This is a genomic window from Candidatus Villigracilis vicinus (genome assembly GCF_016702885.1).
Classification (GTDB): Bacteria; Chloroflexota; Anaerolineae; order Anaerolineales; family Villigracilaceae; genus Villigracilis; species Villigracilis vicinus.
In genome coordinates, this window is the sequence record NZ_JADJDD010000017.1 from 44,586 (window position 1) to 61,456 (window position 16,871).

General features: G+C 50.4%; 13 protein-coding genes. 1 reads left to right on the plus strand and 12 read right to left on the minus strand.

The window, feature by feature from the left end; all coding sequences use genetic code 11:
* Window positions 1–3: 3 nt before the first annotated feature.
* Complete coding sequence (gene atpG, locus IPG80_RS13585; protein ID WP_345107725.1) at window positions 4–897, minus strand: ATP synthase F1 subunit gamma; 894 nt, start codon at window positions 895–897, stop codon at window positions 4–6.
* A 102-nt stretch (window positions 898–999) separates the two neighbouring features.
* Window positions 1,000–2,658: a F0F1 ATP synthase subunit alpha gene (gene atpA / locus IPG80_RS13590; protein WP_345107727.1), complete on the minus strand. Its 1,659-nt coding sequence runs from the start codon at window positions 2,656–2,658 to the stop codon at window positions 1,000–1,002.
* 308 nt (window positions 2,659–2,966) lie between these two features.
* On the opposite strand from atpA, the gene IPG80_RS13595 reads away from it, so the two are divergent.
* Entirely contained in the window at window positions 2,967–4,079 is a 1,113-nt protein-coding gene (locus IPG80_RS13595) for a hypothetical protein (protein WP_345107729.1), read from the plus strand.
* Between the two features lie 69 nt (window positions 4,080–4,148).
* Here IPG80_RS13595 and IPG80_RS13600 read toward each other — a convergent pair whose 3' ends face one another.
* From IPG80_RS13600 to IPG80_RS13645, 10 genes are all read right to left on the minus strand, one after another.
* Entirely contained in the window at window positions 4,149–6,020 is a 1,872-nt protein-coding gene (locus IPG80_RS13600; RefSeq protein ID WP_345107731.1) for a hypothetical protein, read from the minus strand.
* 31 nt (window positions 6,021–6,051) lie between these two features.
* Window positions 6,052–7,224, minus strand: a complete 1,173-nt coding sequence (locus tag IPG80_RS13605) for a cytochrome c3 family protein (RefSeq protein ID WP_345107733.1) — start codon at window positions 7,222–7,224, stop codon at window positions 6,052–6,054.
* Between the two features lie 9 nt (window positions 7,225–7,233).
* Entirely contained in the window at window positions 7,234–7,632 is a 399-nt protein-coding gene (locus tag IPG80_RS13610) for a hypothetical protein (RefSeq protein WP_345107739.1), read from the minus strand.
* A gap of 267 nt (window positions 7,633–7,899) precedes the next feature.
* Window positions 7,900–9,207, minus strand: a complete 1,308-nt coding sequence (locus tag IPG80_RS13615; protein ID WP_345107741.1) for an FAD-dependent oxidoreductase — start codon at window positions 9,205–9,207, stop codon at window positions 7,900–7,902.
* A gap of 507 nt (window positions 9,208–9,714) precedes the next feature.
* Entirely contained in the window at window positions 9,715–9,927 is a 213-nt protein-coding gene (locus IPG80_RS13620; RefSeq protein ID WP_345107743.1) for a cold-shock protein, read from the minus strand.
* Between the two features lie 191 nt (window positions 9,928–10,118).
* Window positions 10,119–10,697 (minus strand): NnrU family protein, encoded by a 579-nt coding sequence (locus tag IPG80_RS13625; RefSeq protein WP_345107744.1) that lies wholly within the window; start codon window positions 10,695–10,697, stop codon window positions 10,119–10,121.
* 108 nt (window positions 10,698–10,805) lie between these two features.
* On the minus strand, window positions 10,806–13,376 hold the full coding sequence (locus IPG80_RS13630) for a DUF87 domain-containing protein (protein ID WP_345107746.1): 2,571 nt from the start codon (window positions 13,374–13,376) through the stop codon (window positions 10,806–10,808).
* A 203-nt stretch (window positions 13,377–13,579) separates the two neighbouring features.
* A complete protein-coding gene (locus IPG80_RS13635) occupies window positions 13,580–14,764 on the minus strand; it encodes a DUF5667 domain-containing protein (RefSeq protein ID WP_345107748.1) in 1,185 nt (394 codons plus the stop codon).
* Complete coding sequence (locus IPG80_RS13640; protein WP_345107750.1) at window positions 14,757–15,305, minus strand: sigma-70 family RNA polymerase sigma factor; 549 nt, start codon at window positions 15,303–15,305, stop codon at window positions 14,757–14,759. The genes IPG80_RS13635 and IPG80_RS13640 overlap by 8 nt, the downstream gene beginning before the upstream one ends.
* 28 nt (window positions 15,306–15,333) lie before the next feature.
* Complete coding sequence (locus IPG80_RS13645) at window positions 15,334–16,755, minus strand: hypothetical protein (protein ID WP_345107751.1); 1,422 nt, start codon at window positions 16,753–16,755, stop codon at window positions 15,334–15,336.
* Window positions 16,756–16,871: the final 116 nt, after the last annotated feature.

The following is a 16,871-nucleotide window of genomic DNA, read 5'->3' on the forward strand; positions in this document are numbered from 1 at the left end:
CAGTTATTTCGCGGCAAGCGCTTCCGCGCCGCCGACAATATCCAAAATATCGTTTGTGATCGTCTGTTGACGAACTTTGTTGTACACCAATTGCAGCGCGCTGACGAGTTCCTTCGCGTTGTCGGTGGCATTGCGCATGGCAACCATACGGGCGGCATGTTCGCTCGCCTGTGATTCGAGGATCGCCTGGTAGACCTGCAATGCAGTGAAGCGCGGAATGATCTCATCCAGAATTTCACGCTGGTCGGGTTCATATTCATATGCCGCGGAGGGTCCGCTAGAGGCTTTGTGTTCAAAATCCTCAACCAAGCCCTCGCCTTCCAACTCAAGCGGAAGGAGTTTCTTCACAGTAGCGATCTGGCGCCCCATATTAACGAAGTCAGTGTAAACGAGAAAGACCTCATCAACATTGCCATTGTTGTATTCTTCAACAGCAAGACGACCGATGGCAGACACATCAGCAAAAGAGGGTGCCGCGGGAAGGTTGCTGAAATCCGCGATAACATCCTTGCGGCGGCGGAAGAGCAGATCCCTACCCTTGCGACCGACTGCGATGTATTTGACGGGTACAGAATATTGGTCGAATTTTTGAGCCGTAAAACGGATCACATTGGAGTTGTAAGCGCCGGCAAGACCGCGATCGCCAGTGACGACCACAACCAGTGCATTCTTAACGTTGGAGCGCTTTACAAGCAGCGGATGCAAAGAGTCACGTCCCGGTTGTTCGGCGACATGCCTGAGCACCTGCCACGCTTTCGTTGCATAGGATCGTGTCGCCATGACCGCATTTACTGCCTTGCGGACCTTGCTGGCGCTCACTGTTTCCAGCGCACGTGTGACCTGTGAAATGTTCTTTACGCTCTTAATTCGGAGCCGCATTTCACGAGCGGAAGCCATAGTTAGTCCTTTAGTCCTTTAGTCTATTTGTCGCTTGGTCATTTGTCTTTTCGTCTTTCGTCTCATTCGACTACTTGACTGCCAGACTATTTGACTGTTCGACTAACCAGCCCAGCCCGCACGGAAGCCATCGAGGGCTTTCGTTAAAGCGGTGCGATTATCATCAGCAATGGTCTTCTTTGCCACAATGTCTTTACCGACTTCGGGATAGGAAGTTTCCATGTAACGGATGAGGTCGTTCTGCCACTGTGCCATCTTCTCGAGCGGAACACCATCAGCGTAACCGTTCGTACCGGCAAAAATGACCATGACCTGAAATTCGAATTCCATCGGCTGATATTGCGGCTGTTTGAGAATTTCCTGCATGCGCTGACCACGGCTCAACTGCTGCTGGGTAGACTTATCAAGGTCTGAAGCCATAAGCGCGAAAGCAGCCAACTCACGATAAGCAGCCATATCGAGGCGCAAGCGACCCGCAACTTGCTTCATCGCCTTCGTTTGAGCATCACCACCCACGCGGGAAACGGAGATACCCACGTTTACCGCCGGGCGGATACCGGCATTGAACAGGTTGCTCTCAAGATAGATCTGACCATCCGTAATGGAAATAACGTTGGTTGGAATATAAGCAGAAACGTCACCGAGAAGGGTTTCGATGATGGGGAGAGAAGTGAGCGAACCGCCGGTTCCCTTCACTTTCACAGCCTTGAAGCCATCCCCCATTGCCTTGGCAGCTTCTTCCGTTTCGTGCTTTGAAAGAGGACCAGTGTACACCTTGCCGTCCACGCCGTCTTTGGCGTCAGCGAAGTCACCACTGAAATCTTTCTTGGTCACCACAAATTGATTGGCGAGGCGCGCAGAGCGTTCCAACAAGCGGGAGTGAAGGTAGAACACATCGCCGGGATAGGCTTCGCGTCCTGGAGGGCGGCGGAGAAGCAGGGAGACTTGGCGATACGCCCAAGCATGCTTCGAAAGGTCATCATAAATGATGAGAGCATCGCGACCAGTTTCCATGAACTCTTCACCGATGGCAGTGCCTGCATAAGGAGCAATATATTGAAGCGCGGCAGATTCGTCTGCGGAAGCCATTACGATGATGGTGTGTTCCATCGCGCCATTTTTCTCAAGAATACCAAGGGTACGAGCGACGGCAGCTTTCTTCTGACCGATCGCTACATAGATACAAGTAATCCCCTTGCCTTTTTGGTTGATGATCGCGTCGATGGCGACGGCGGTCTTACCAGTCTGGCGATCGCCGATGATCAACTCACGCTGACCACGACCGATCGGAATCATCGAGTCGATGGACTTGATACCGGTCTGTACCGGAGTATCCACATCCTGACGTTCCACCACACCCGGAGCAATGCGTTCGATCGGACGGAAGCCGGTCGTCGCAATGGGACCTTTGCCGTCGATCGGCTCGCCCAATGCATTGACCACACGCCCAACCATTGCATCACCCACCGGCACAGAAGCGATACGTCCCAAACCTTTAACGGACATGCCTTCGGTAATGCCTTCATAGTCGCCCATGACGATCACACCGACGTTGTCCTTTTCAAGGTTGAACGCAACGCCGATCACACCGTTGGAAAACTGCACAAGTTCCTGCGCACGAACCTTCGCAAGACCCTGTACACGGGCGATGCCGTCACCCGCTTCAAGCACGACACCAGAGTCGCTGACATTGAATTCGGGCTTAAAACCATCTATTTGTTTCTGCAAATCACTTGTGATCTGCTTGATCAAGTCTGACATTCGGTAGCCTCCACCAGGAAATTCATTTTACGTACAACAACCCGGATAAGGGGCTTATCCGGGCGTAGGTTCTTTTATCTTGCCACTTAGTGAGTAAGCGCACAAGCGGGCTAATGATACCTGAAAGGTCGGTGATTGTCTAGCACTCCCCCAGCAACAGGGAATGCATCACAGGCAGGGTAAATCCTCACTAAAACGCAAATGCAAGCATATCAAAAGCCATCCTTAAAAATATCCTCTGCCCTTGTCATCCATACATCTTATACTATACTTCCACAGTCGAAAACACAGGAGCGACTCAATCATTGATGAATACTCGCCGTCCACCGAAACGCCCATGGAAAATAGCCGTCCTTGCAAATATCAAGGATGATAATCACCCCAAACCGGAGGGCGTCCCGCCAGATGCCTTTGCTGATTTTGATCATATCGAAACTGTGGACGCGCTTCGTGCTGCGCTCGAAACAGATGGGCATGCCACAGTCTTTATCCAAGCCGATAGAAACCTGCCCTACGCCCTAAAAAAAGCCAAGCCCGATATCTGCTTCAACATTGCTGAAGGTCTGGGCGGCGATGCCCGAGAGGCACAAGTACCAGCCTTGCTTGAAATGCTCGCCATCCCTTACACTGGTTCTCGTGTGCTTGCAAACGGCATCTCCCTCGATAAAACATTGACCAAACGCATCTGGCGAGACCGCCGGTTGCCAGTTGCCCCTTTTCAAGAGTTCACTTTCGGTGACGAGCCCTTGCGCCCAGAATTGAAATTTCCGCTCTTTGTCAAACCTGCACGTGAAGGCACCGGCATGGGTGTGGATATGAAAGCCATCGTCAACAACGAGGCAGAATTACGAGAACGCACTGATTACATCATTAACACCTATCAGCAACCAGCCTTGGTAGAAAATTTTCTACCGGGGCGCGAATTCACAGTTGGGATTCTCGGCCACAGTGATGCAAAATTGTATTCCCGCCACCCGGAATGGTACGAAAAAGACGGTTTCCACCGCTTTCCTGTTTTAGAGCTTGATACCGGCAATACCGAGGGTCCGTGGGTTTACACCAATGAAGCTAAATCGAAAGATGTTGGTCCTGAAGATAACCCGGGCTTCTTCTGTCCTGCCAATATTGACCCGGAACTGGAAAAGAAATTAAAGCATCTTGCCTATCGCGCGCACAATATACTCAACGTGCTTGATGTATCTCGCACGGATATTCGCCTGGATGAAGAAGGCAACCCGCGCCTCATCGAGATCAACACATTGCCAGGACTAACCCCCGACTACAGTGATTTGTGCCTGCAAGCCGCTGCTGAGGGTATCACCCATACCGATCTGGTGCTGGATATCCTCTATCTCGCCGCCGGTCGTTGGGGCATGATAGAGCCTAGAGAATCGGAAGAAATAAAAAAGAACGGGAAATAAGCAAAACAGAACTCCTCGAATATCGGTTCGAGGAGTTCTGTTTTAAGGACAGTTTCAGTCTAACGCGCACTAATCATCATCGCCGCCATCACCACCGCCATCATTCTCGAAGTTGTTTCCGTCATGGCAAGCAGTGCAAGTGGCGGAATGCAGTGAAGCGGTATGACAGGTTCGACAGGTAGTATTACCATGATTAACGCCACTACCGCCTTCATCTGCTATGCTGGGATGTTGCCCACGATATGCAGCAGACCAATTATTGGTGGTATGGCATGATGCACAGTTCGTCCCAAACATACCAGCATGATAAGCCGGATCGGCATGGCATGAAACACAAGCTGAAGCCAGCCCTGAATACACTCCACCAACATGGCAGCGCTCACAAGCCAAATTGACATGGCGACCTGTTAATGGGAACCCGCTCAAGGAATGATCGAAGTTAGCTCCTTTCCACGAACTGGTCGAATGACAGGCGGCGCAATTCGTGCCATAACTTCCGTTGTGTTTATCGTCACTGCGATGGCAGGTGACACAATCTTGCGGCGTTCCTTTAAAGACGCCATTCACATGACACTGTTCACAGGTTACAGCCACATGCGCTCCGGTCAATTTAAAAGCGGCGAGATTGTGGTCGAAAGCGGCACCCGCCCATGTATCGGTTGTATGACAGGCAGCACAATTTGCTCCAAATTGACCGTTGTGTTTATCGTCACTGCGGTGGCAGGCGATACATTCTTGAGGTGTACCTTGAAAAACGTTATTAACATGGCAGCTTTCGCAGGCGGCAGTGACGTGTGCTCCGGTCAACTTGAAAACAGAAAGATTGTGATCAAAAGACGCTGGTTCCCAGGCAGCGGTGGTATGACATGCCGCACAATCTGTGCCAAAACGCCCTGCATGAGGCTCATCTTTTAGGTGGCAGGAAGCGCAATCTTGAGGCGTACCTTTGAATATCTCGTTTTGATGGCAGGCTTCGCAATCTACAACCTGATGCGCTCCAGTTAACGGGAAGGCAAATTGAGAATGGTCCACATGAGTTTGCTCCCACGCTTCTTCAGAATGACAAGCGGCACAATTTTCACCGAGCGCCCCTTGATGAGCATCATCGTCCTTGTGGCAATCGAAGCAGTTCTGTGAAGTCAACTTGAAGTCGGCAAAAGTAGTGGCGGCTTCGTGGCAATCCTGACAAGCTGCCTGAGTGTGGGATCCTTTCAAAGGAAACAGAAGCAAGCTATGGTCAAAGTCAGAAGCGAGGGTTTCCAATCCATCGTGACAATTCAGGCAGTCGAGGCTGTAGACCAGAGAATGCGATTTTGTGAATACTGCATCCATGCTGAAATGACAGGTGACACAAGTGCTGACATCGTAGGGTTCATCATATTCACCCTGGTGACAATCGGAGCAGGTAAATGAAGTGTTATCTGATTTTTGTGGATGAGCACGCAAGGAAAAGCCCAGGTCGTCATGGGGAAAATCTACGAGGTCTACTTCGATAAGTGCAGCCTCCGCGCCGCGATGTTCTGGATGACATTCCCGGCAGGAAAGGGCTTGGCTTTCCAATGCCAGTTGCATGCGAACATTTCCGCCTCGTGCTCGGATGAAAGTGTTCGTACCCTGCAAAGCAGAAGGCTGCGCAAGAATGCCATGCAGTCCACTACCTGAGTTGATCTCAACAGCAACACCGGTATGGCAGGTAACACAGCGATCTGCCATGGTTTCGGTGCTCCAAGGCGCAGTGTGACAGGCAGAACACTCCCCTTCTGTTCCGGCATGCGAGGAGACGCCGCCTAAAGTTTCACCGGTGTGCGCATTCAACTCGCCAGAACTGAACAGCAAGCCGCCATTGGAATATAGGGCAGCCACTATCACCACTGCGGTGACAATGGCTGCAATGAAAGCTGACGGGGACAGACAACCCAGTTGGGCGGTTGAGTTCTTCATCGGTCAGAAAACCTCTGCATGAAGGTGGGTATCAATCGTCACCGCCTTCATGCTCCCGCCCATCGCTGTGGCATTCAATACAATTTTGGTAATCAGAAATACCTTCTTCTAAATGTTCTGCCGCAATATTAACCTGGTTATGTTCATGACAGCCATAGCAAGTATAGGTTGTGAGACTGTTGGGATGACAGGTTTGACAGCTACCATCTCCGTCACCATGCTGGATCGGGAATGTATGTGTACCATTATAGGATGCGGGTTCCCATGCCGTTGTGGTATGACAGCTTGCACAATCTGTACCAAATTGGCCGGCGTGCTCCTGTGGTTCAGCGTGACAGGTAACACAACTATTTGAAACAGCAAAACGTTCATGGTCAAATTGCGCATCTTCCCAATTGGAGGGGTTATGGCAATTTTCACATTCCTGCCCATAGTCCCCGTTATGTTCATCGTCTTGATAATGGCAGGAATAGCAACTCTGCGGCGCGGACTGCATGTCTGCAATGGAGCGGGCATCCAGGTGGCACTCGGTGCAGGCAACATTTGCATGACCACCTTCAAGTTTGAAGGGATAGGCATTATGGTTAAAATCGTCAAAGCGATCCACCCCATCATGACAGGCAATGCAGTCGGAACCGAACGAGAGTAGATGCGCCTGGGCGAAGGCAACATCCATTTCGCTGTGACAGGTCTGGCACGAGTCAGAGACGAAGGTAGTAACATCTTCCCCATGGCAATCATCACAAGTGATGGGTGCACCTGATTCTTTTCGTTGATGTTCGTTCAGTGAAAACCCCAATGCTTCATGCGGGAATACATTTTCACCGAGGTTGGTTAACTCAGCGTTGGCGCCGCGATGATCCTGGTGACAATCACGACAGGCAATACTAGGTGATTTTTGAACAATGCTGCCATGTAATTCAGCCGTGTTTAACATCTGGCTGGCAATTTCGGTGTGACATTCCAGGCAGCGGTCTGCCATGGTGGCACGTTCCCACGGCGCAGAGTGACAGGTCTTGCATTCTTTTATATCGGCATGAGATGTCACCCCGCCCATGGTTTCGCCAGGTTGAGCATTAAGCTCCCCTGCGCTGAACATTTGCGAACCACTCGCAAACGCCACGCCAACGAGAACAAAAAGTGTAATAAGTGCAGCAACAAAACCTGTGCCGGTAAGACAGCCTAGTCGATTGGTAGTGTTCATGACCGCCGCCTATTTCAACAGTGTGGCGTAATATAACGCCCCACCCAAATGGACAAAAGCGGAAAAAAACAAGGCAATGCCAATGGGAATATGGACGGTATGCCAAAGGGACATCATCTGCCGGGCGCGTTTAAGAGCTTCTTGAGAGAGCGTACCTTCGATCTCAAGCCCATCCATGGTGCGGGGAATGCGGGTAAAAATGTAACGTCCAACAAATCCGCTGACAACGATGATGAAGGTCAGCAAGGTGGTGGCACCCGCCAGCCCGTTGAACTTCCATGAGGTGTGAAGCAGCACCATAAAAGGTCCCACCAAGCCCATGTAAATATGGAACTTCAACCAGGTGGACATGCGCCCCAGGGCGGCGCTACGGCTTCTCTTGCGCAGGCTGTAAAAAGTTTCAGTCATTAACATCAAAATGAAACCCAGAATCCCCAGAGCATGCCCAAAAAATTCACTAGCAGCGGGGATCTCGCGAGTCAAGAACGCAACGAGACTGTACCCCGTACTGATCAATATGCAAGTTAAAAAAGCAAGCCAAAGTTCTATGTTTCCACGAAGCATCGTTGTGCCCTCCCGAGGCAATTGGTTTTGACGATCCTTTATTTAGCAGATAAAAACAAAGAACACAAATGCTGTTTGAATAACTCAGCAACTCTGTGTTCTCAAATGAATTCATTTAGCAGCCATCAAATGGTGCGTCCAGTAATCGACGATCACATCGGCAATCTTGGCATTCTTATCCAGCAACTTGTCGCGGATGGGTGAAATATCCAATCGTTGCTCAACCATCTTTTGCAATGGTGTGGATATTTTCTGGTCTCCCATCACCACAGCGCCAACAATGTGATTTTCACCGATCAATACGCGCACATGGTTCATATCAAAGCCACCTTGAGCCACAATGGCATCGGGAAGCTGACGCCAGGTCTCGCTATCGCCGCGCGCAATACCCACTACATCTTCATCCACCCCGCTTCCCACCGCGCCAATGATGGTGGTCGTCAACCCGGCAAGGCGGGTTACATTGAAAGGCACTGTTTTGATATAAGGTTTTCGCTCGCCTGCCATGTTTAAGCCAGCGGCAAAGCCCTGCTCACGAGCAGGACTCCACAAGCTATCCAACACTGAACGACCCGTGAGAGGGTCATACACCTGCGCCACGTCGCCAGCGGCATAGATTGCCGGGTCGTTGGTCTGCAAAAATTCATTAACCAGAATTCCACGGTCGATTGCAAGTTCAGCATTGTGCGCCAGCCCCAAGCGCGGTTTGATGCCGACTGCATATGCCAGAATATCGCATTTCATTTTTCGTCCGTCCGTCAGGTGAATCCCCGCCACCTTACCGGACTTTCCAATAATCTCTTTGACCTCGGAGCGGAAGTGCAAAGTTACACCTTCCTCCTGAAGGCGGGCTTCCACAATCCGCGACTCTTGTTCATCCAAAACATTCTTCCAGTAACGGTCACTGCGCAGAAGATAATGGACATGCACCCCACGCGCCAGCAGACCTTCGGTCAGCTCAAGGGCGGTTATGCCCCCACCCACCACAACGGCAGTCCGCCCGCGTTTGGCATATTTTAAAATGCCACGGGCATCTTCAAGATCATCAAGCTTAACGACACCTTGTAAATTTGCGCCTGGCGCGGTTAATGGAGCGGCGGAAGCTCCAGTTGCCACCAATAATACGTCATAAGAAAGGAGTGATTTATCATGCAAGAGCAGGGTTTTACCGGCGCGGTCGATCTTCATCACTCGCGCCTTCTTGTAAATAAATTTCAACTTGATGAAATCTTCTCGTGATTTGGGGAACAAGGTCTTATCCTGTACCTCGCCTGTGAGCAGATACGCCAAGCCCGGGCGGGAATAATAGGCGTGCGGATCATCCCCTATCAAGATGACCTCTCCGCTTCGATCCACGCTGCGAATTGCTTCGATCGCCGAGATCCCCGCCACGCCGGTACCAATGATGACGTATCTCATGAGCCGTTCTCCGCAAATAAATCCGTTAACTCAAAACGCAGTACCCCGCGTGGACACCTTGCCACACATTCGCCGCATGTCAGGCACTCACTGTGCTTTACCGGCTCCCCACGCCAGGCATGGGCACGGACATCGATCCCGATCGGACAGTTATAACTGCAAATGCCGCACTGCACACAACGGTACGGATCGGGAACAACATAACCGGATGATGCAGTTGTTTGACGGCTTGCATTGGTTTTAAATACATTCAATATGGACAAGTGAAACCTCCAATATATCTGTCGCAGGATAGTTAAAAAAGTTATGGGTCCCCTCCATCAAATTCTAAATCTGCCTGAGCATATCCGAATAGTGTTGAAAGTCATGGAACTGAAAACCTGGAAGGTGTTTGAAAAGAAAGTAAGCAAGTCTTATAAGTCTGAATTGAAAAACGAAAATATATGATTAAAAGAAAAACAGGGTCGTCTCACGACGACCCTGTTCGGTATGCCAAATGATGTGTTCTTACGAGAGGGGCACCACATTGGCGGCTTGCAAGCCCTTGGGACCTTCCTCGATGGAGAATTCCACCTTCTGTTCGGCTTCCAACTTGCGATAGCCATCACTCTGAATGGCGGAGAAATGGACGAAAACATCCTCGCCACTATCGCGCCCAATAAAGCCATAGCCCTTGGTCGCATTGAACCACTTGACGGTTCCAACAATACGTTCTGACATCTTTCGTTACTCCTGCTTAAAAAATTTATGCCCATCCACCTTGCGCTTTCAAAGGCGGGTCGGGCACGTGAGGGCAAGATTATCATGCCTTAAATACAGTGTCAAGATTTTATGAAAAAAAGTTCGTTAGAAATTTAACACCGGATGAAAGATACAGGCAAATAAAAAAATCCATTGCCTGTATCTGCATCTTACAAACCGGGAACCAAAAACGACGTTTTGCGTTTGTACTCCGCGTAGGCATCCCCAAAGTCTTTCAAAAGCTTACGTTCTTCAAAATAAGCGCCAATGATGAAGTACAACGTCACACCAATATTGAAAACCAGTGAGTTTACACTTAAGGATGGGCTCAGCCATAGGAACAACAGGCTGAACAGATATAACGGATGCCGCACCACTTTATATAAACCGCGCGTTACCAATGCACCGGAAGTTTCCTCTTCAAATAATTGACGCAGACCTATAAATGAAAGCGTATCGGTTTGCAGTACGGCAACCAAAAGAAGCAGAGCTGAAACTCCCTGCCCGCCCAGCAGGACCCAACTCCACGGCGCTGAGACCTGGTAAAGGGGCTGGTCTTCAAGGATGACCAGTAAATACAGGATCGGCGCAAAGCTCACGACTGAAAAGATGTTGTATCCAAGCCGGTACAAGCGCATGCCGCCAGACCCCACCCCGCCTTTGAACATGTCTTTGGCAAAGTGTGAGGCGAGGATCGAATGAACCACGCCCCAGAGAGCAAGTGAAAGTAAGATGATCAAAATGTTCATGCTGCTTAGATGCGGTCGGTGCGGGTTTCGTTACATACAAAATGAAAACAAAAGGCAGAAGGTTCTAAAACGCCTTCTGCCTTTTGTTTTTGAAAGATCCGTTACAAACTATTCCATTCCAAATGCTGCAAGCTCCATGCTGTCAGCCCCAACCTGGATCACGTAGTAGGGCATCCATGCCACACCAAAGATATTCACATAAATGTCAGTTTTCTTCGGATTGATGGTCACCTCATCAATATTGCTGACAATGCTGCCCCATTTATCCGTGATCTCCTTCGCCATCTGCTCACGTTCTCGCTGGAAATCGGCAAGCTGCTGCTGCATCTGTTTGATCGCCTGCATGGATTCTTCCACATCGGCTTTGGCGTTCTCGGTCATACGGCGCTTCGAAAGCGACGAGGATAGTTTGCGGGTACTGCGTGAACCGGCAAAGAGACTGATGACGTTCTCGGCATGTGTGCCATACTCCTCCATCTTGCGATTCTGCAATTCGGTTTCGTCCTCACGCAGTTCACGTTCCTCGCGATACAGTTTGTCTTCAAGCGTTTTGATCTTCTTGTCGAGCGCTGAAGTCTTTTTCGTGATCTCAGCATCACGCGCTTCTCTGGCGGTGTCGGCACAGGCTTTCATAAAATCTGCCTGGCTGACATCGGGACCGGCAAAGACTTTAAGAGCAGTGTTGGCGCGGGCATTGACCGACGAATTACGGAAAACCCAATCGGTAAAGTCTTTTTGCAGGGCGGTCATCAACTTTGAATCATTCAGAGGCGGTTCAATGGAACCGTATTTTGAGGAAGGCGCTGGACCACTTTCGAGCTTGTCGAGAGCGGGACCCGCATAGGGGAATTCATCCCAGCGGACAATCCCACGGCGGTCAAGGCTGTTGACAAGGGTGGTCTTGGTCACTTCCACATCCACGCCGTATTTGCGGTCAAGCACGCGGATCTGGGCGGAGGCAAGCAAGGTCGGGCGATAGACTACGCCTTGAATTGCCGCGCCGTACGCCTGGGTTTTTCCTGCCGCATTGAAAGCTTCGGGCAGACTGTAATTTTGCGGCAGATAATATTCGCGAATCCCCGCCGGAAGCGGAGGCTTGGTCATGCTGCCATTAGCGGCAGATGCAGCGGAAGTTGTACTACGCGGTGGAGATTGAGGTTTGACTTGTGCAGGTGCAGCCGCCGGAACTGAGATCGGTTGAACGTGGTCTACTGGTGGAGGCGTCACTTCGGCTCGAAGTGTTGGAGCAGGCTTGGGCTGAGAGCGAGGCGCAGCCACTTCTCCAGCACCAACGAGTGCGTTGAGGTCACGAATCTGTGTGCGGGTCATTGGTCCGGCAAGGAAGTTCATTGCCCAACGGGTTTGAAAAAGAATGGGATTCTTTTCGTGAACGTTGTTCATCACGAAAACGCGCTTACCCAACGATGAAATGAGCTTATCCATTTGCGCACGCGAGAAACCGCCCGCCAAGCTTTCGAGTCCATCGAGAAGACGATTCTTGTCACGTTCGGTTTGAAGTTTGCCGATGAACCATGTGCCTGTGTTCGAGAGGGCTTTGTAATCCATATCGACCGGATTTTGGGTGGCGAGCAGCAGGCCCAAGCCAAAGGCACGTGCCTGTTTCAACATGCGCAATAAGGGCTGTTTGGATGGCGGGTTGGCAGTCGGCGGAAGATACCCGTAGATCTCATCCATATAAAGAAGTGCGCGCAGAGACGTGGAGCCTTTTTGGGTGCGCATCCAGGTTTCCACGGCAGAGAGCAACAGTGTTGTAAAGAACATGCGCTCACCATCAGAGAGATGCGCAAGGTAAAAAATGCTATGACGAGGCGTGCCTTCATTGGTGAAAAGCAGGGATTGAATATCTAAAGATTGACCTTCGCGCCAGGCTTCAAAAGCAGGTGCGGCGAGGATGTTGTTCAAGGTCATGGCCAATGAGGTGCGGTCTTTGGGCGGGAAGAAGGTGTCTACCGGAAAAGCGCCAAGTTTATCAAAAGGCGGATTTTGAGTTTGCAGAATCAGTTCGTCGAGTTGGATGCCATTACCCGCACTCCAATGCTCTTCAAAAATATTGGAAAGCAGAATGTGCTCACGCGATTGAAGCGGGTCAAGATCGTTCATACCGACCAAGCCAAGCAAGGCTGTTACAGTGCTCGAAATACGTTCGCGCAGAACTTCACGGTTTTCCTCCCAATCCAGTTTGGGAGCATCAAGCGAAGAAAGCACACTGACCGGAATGCCTGAGTTCGAACCGGGGGTATAGATGGCAAAGTCTGCTGAGTTTTTTAGATCAAGTACGCGCTCGGGGGTCATGCCCCACTCATTGAGTCCATTGCGCCAGGCAGAAGCGGCTTCGGTGGCGGCTTGTTCGGGAGTCTTGTTCGCGCGGCGTACTACTTCAGGATCGATCCATGGTTGGAAATCTTGCGGTAAAAGTTCGGGGAAATGCAAGAGTAGATTCGTCAAGTCACCTTTGGGATCGATGATGATGGCTGGCACCCCATTGAGTGCGGCTTCTTCAAGCAACGAAATGCATAAACCGGTCTTGCCGGAGCCGGTCATACCGGTCACAACTGCATGCGTGGTCAGATCGGCAGAATCGTAGTTGAGATCAGTGGCGGTGAGTTTGGCGGTCTTGGGATCGAACAGGCGCCCAAGATAGAAATTTGATTCGGTCATGTACATCTCTCCTATAGCATTTTGCCCAAAGTTTCAGAGCAAATGAGTTTGTATTAGAACGTTCGTGCTAGACAGTAAATTTAACTCATTTTATGCCAAATGGCAACCGATTTGGAAAAGAAAACTGCGAGGGGCTGCCTCGCAGTTTTCAGACTCTTAATTTTACAGAAAGGGTCTTCTTGTTTCAATGATTATTTACTGACTTAATCGTTGTCGTCATCGCCGCCGCCGTGTCCAGAATCGCCGTCATGATCGTCTCCAGAGTCATCATCGTTAGAGTTGTCGTCAGAGCCCGAATTATCATCACTGCCGCCCGAGTTGGAATTGCCAGAATTCTCGGTACTGGAATTAGTATTCGGGATCTGTTTACCACTCGACGAGTCGGAGAAGGAACCCGAGCATTGCCCTTTGCCCTTCGCCTCAAGCACGATAAAGCGGCCATCTTCGGCATAGTAACCTTTTACTTCCACTTCCATGCCAATGCACAATCCCTCGTCAACCTTGGAATTTTCAAGATATACCTTCATACCGTTGACGACCAGTTCTGTATCGGAGAGGGCTTCAAGCGAGCCCTTAACTTCCATTTCTTGAGGCGCAGACTGACCTGTCTCACCTCCCGAGCCAGAGTTAGATTCTGCGGGCACACCATTTTCCTCCCCTGAATCCGACTCGATCTCCATCTCAATGGGATTACCCGACGGAACAACCGACCCCGCCGGGAGCAGGTCAAGTTTGATCACTTCAATGAAGCCCTGGGCATTCGTTCGCCCACTAACGATAACGGCATCGCCATTCTCAGGAAGTGTCATCCCTTCGGGCAGGATGACCTGCAGACCTGAGACATACGAATTCCCATTGACCTGCATGAATACCCCAGCAAAATCGATCACTTCATGCCGCCCCTCGGAAAGCAACTCATTCGCCTCATGAAGGCGCTCGTTCTCGAATTCGTTCTCCAGGAGTTCGCGTGCCTCTGTATCAAAGATAAAGAACAGGCGCACACTTTCCCAACCTCTCTTGACCGGGTAAAGCTGTTCCCCTGGCAATGCCGAAGCCGAGGCGCTCAATAATCCATTACCGCTCAATAGGAAGATGGCTGCCAACCCAAAGGAAATGACAAAACGCTGCAAGGCAGGGATCGCACGTTTACGCGGAGCAGCCTTCGCCTCACGTATTTCAGCAGCGTGTTGCATAACACGTGCGCGGGAACGACGCACCACCTCTGGTGACGGTTCTGCGGAAGCCATCTCACGTGCATGCGCTGCAGTCTTCAGGATCGGGCGCAACTCATCCGCAAGTTCGGGAAAACGCGTCAGCACAGAGTCGAGGTCTGCACCGCGCTCCATTTCTTGCAGGCAAAATTCAAGTGCATCAAATAAGTTAGTCATAATCCACCTCGCCAATCTCGCGCTGCAATGCTGCCAGCGCCCGGAATTGGAGAGCCTTCACGGCATTCACATTTTTATCCATACGAGAGGCTGTTTCCTCAAGGGAATAGCCCTGCCCAAAACGCAGAGCCAGCACATCCTGCTGCTCAACCGTCAGCTTCGAGTACGCTCCACGGACAAGGTTGTTCTGCTCCCGTTGATCCACTTCAGATGAAGGGCTTGGGGTAAGGTCGGGAAAAGATTCGGGAATTTCCTCTTCGGGGCGGCGGTATTTCTTTCGCAAGTGGTCCATAACCACATGCGAAGCCGTACCGATCAGCCAACCTTTGAGATTCGAGTCCGGTCCGCGCCCGATTTTCACTGCTTCCAAAAGGCGAATGAACACATCGCTTGCAATATCTTCTGCAAGAATTTGATCACCCACCCGATAGAGAACGTATCGGTAGACCTCGGAAAAATATTGGTCGTAAACCGCCCCGATGGCTTGCGCATCCAGGCTGCCAAGACGGTTCACGCCCTGCTGCGTGTTAATTGATGTCATCCTTGATGTTCCATACTCCATAATGGTATCACGGGTCAATAACTTCAAAAAGGACGGATTGATCATCACGATAGACTTCACTCAAATTAGGGTCTTTCTCGGCTTGTTCAATGAAATCAACATGGTTCAAGTCGGTATGGACAAAACGAGCCCCAAACCGCGAGCGGATAATACTGGAAGGCTGCTCCACTTCTCCGCGGGTAATCCTCACCCATTCTGCATACAGAGACGGGTCATAGATCTGAAAATAGGTTGGGTCGAGTCCGGCAAGATAGGTGTTATGCGTGTTGTAAAAGAATAAACGCGGAAAATCGTCCCAGTCCGTTTGAAAGATCAGTTCACCTTCGTTTGTATTTTGCAGCAACCACTCAGAAGCACCTGCATACAGGTCATACGGTTTCGACTTGCCAAGTTGATGTTGAACTGCCGGGAAGGTTTTAGCCATTCCTGCCAGGATGATAATGGAAAGGATCAGCACAGGTATGAGAGTCCGCTTATCGCGCATCGCCATATCCAAGGGAGGTTCTTCAAAATCGGGGATGGCGCTCCATGCAAAAGCGGCAAAGATCAATGCAAAAGGCGGAAAGTACTCCACAAAACGGCGCGCATTGAACAGCATTGCCCCAAAAAGCAAGGCTGCAAAAAATGCCGTTGCTGTACGCAAGTTCATTTTTTGACCGGCAATTCCCATTGCAAGGGCGCCGCTGGCAAAAGCGATCAGTGCAGGCAGGGAATTATCCAATAGCTGTCCTGTATCGTATGGGTACCATTCGTTGCCAACTTTGATCGATTCGGCGATCTGCAACTTGGATAGAAAATGATGATAGGTAAAGATCAAATTTGTTGGAAAATATGGGTTGATCACCAGCCCGGCAGCAATGCCAAGCCCCACCCATAACAGCGGACGGTATTCCAGCCGCTTTTCCACTACAAGGATGGCAAAGGTATATAAACCGGCGATCGCCAGCATTAACGGGAATGCGTTATACAACCAAACATAAAGGAAGGAAAGTACAGCTAGATGTTTGTATTTTCCTTCAAACATCCACGCCAGCCCAAGCGCCATAACACCCAGGGATAGTGATTGAGCTCGCGAGATCGACATGCGAAAAATAAAAGCTTCAGAGATTCCCAGCAGACCCAGCGCCCAAAGCCACGCAAAAGGCACCTTTTGACGATCCAACAAATACCAGACAGCAAGAAACGCCAAAGCAGAGAATGTGACAGCCGCCCATTTGGCGCCCAAACGCAGGTCACCAAACGTAAAGGGGATCAACGCAACATGGTAAAGAAAGTGATGATCGTAATAATTTTCCTGGCTAAGGATACTAAGGGGCAGCCAGACGAAATCAGGCTTCAAGCCTTCCGTGCGCATCATCCACGCCATCTTAATATGGTAGTAGCCATCATTGTCCGGCAGATCGGGGGTGGAAAACTGGATGATCGCCATTCCAATAAAAAAAACAAGGAATAATAAAAGAGAAATTCGTAACTGCCGGGACATTTCGTAAACGCACCTTTATGGATAATTTTGGGTCGCCCGATCTTCATACCGGGCGACCCAAT

Bases quoted from the DNA above. Each gene is read 5' to 3' on its own strand.
- IPG80_RS13630 (WP_345107746.1), bottom strand. From the start codon at position 13,376: ATGACCGAATCAAATTTCTATCTTGGGCGCCTGTTCGATCCCAAGACC.
- IPG80_RS13625 (WP_345107744.1), bottom strand. From the start codon at position 10,697: ATGAACATTTTGATCATCTTACTTTCACTTGCTCTCTGGGGCGTGGTT.
- IPG80_RS13610 (WP_345107739.1), bottom strand. From the start codon at position 7,632: ATGACTGAAACTTTTTACAGCCTGCGCAAGAGAAGCCGTAGCGCCGCC.
- IPG80_RS13615 (WP_345107741.1), bottom strand. From the start codon at position 9,207: ATGAGATACGTCATCATTGGTACCGGCGTGGCGGGGATCTCGGCGATC.
- IPG80_RS13645 (WP_345107751.1), bottom strand. From the start codon at position 16,755: ATGGCGATCATCCAGTTTTCCACCCCCGATCTGCCGGACAATGATGGC.
- IPG80_RS13600 (WP_345107731.1), bottom strand. From the start codon at position 6,020: ATGAAGAACTCAACCGCCCAACTGGGTTGTCTGTCCCCGTCAGCTTTC.
- IPG80_RS13640 (WP_345107750.1), bottom strand. From the start codon at position 15,305: ATGACATCAATTAACACGCAGCAGGGCGTGAACCGTCTTGGCAGCCTG.
- IPG80_RS13635 (WP_345107748.1), bottom strand. From the start codon at position 14,764: ATGACTAACTTATTTGATGCACTTGAATTTTGCCTGCAAGAAATGGAG.
- IPG80_RS13620 (WP_345107743.1), bottom strand. From the start codon at position 9,927: ATGTCAGAACGTATTGTTGGAACCGTCAAGTGGTTCAATGCGACCAAG.
- IPG80_RS13595 (WP_345107729.1), top strand. From the start codon at position 2,967: ATGAATACTCGCCGTCCACCGAAACGCCCATGGAAAATAGCCGTCCTT.
- atpA (WP_345107727.1), bottom strand. From the start codon at position 2,658: ATGTCAGACTTGATCAAGCAGATCACAAGTGATTTGCAGAAACAAATA.
- IPG80_RS13605 (WP_345107733.1), bottom strand. From the start codon at position 7,224: ATGAACACTACCAATCGACTAGGCTGTCTTACCGGCACAGGTTTTGTT.
- atpG (WP_345107725.1), bottom strand. From the start codon at position 897: ATGGCTTCCGCTCGTGAAATGCGGCTCCGAATTAAGAGCGTAAAGAAC.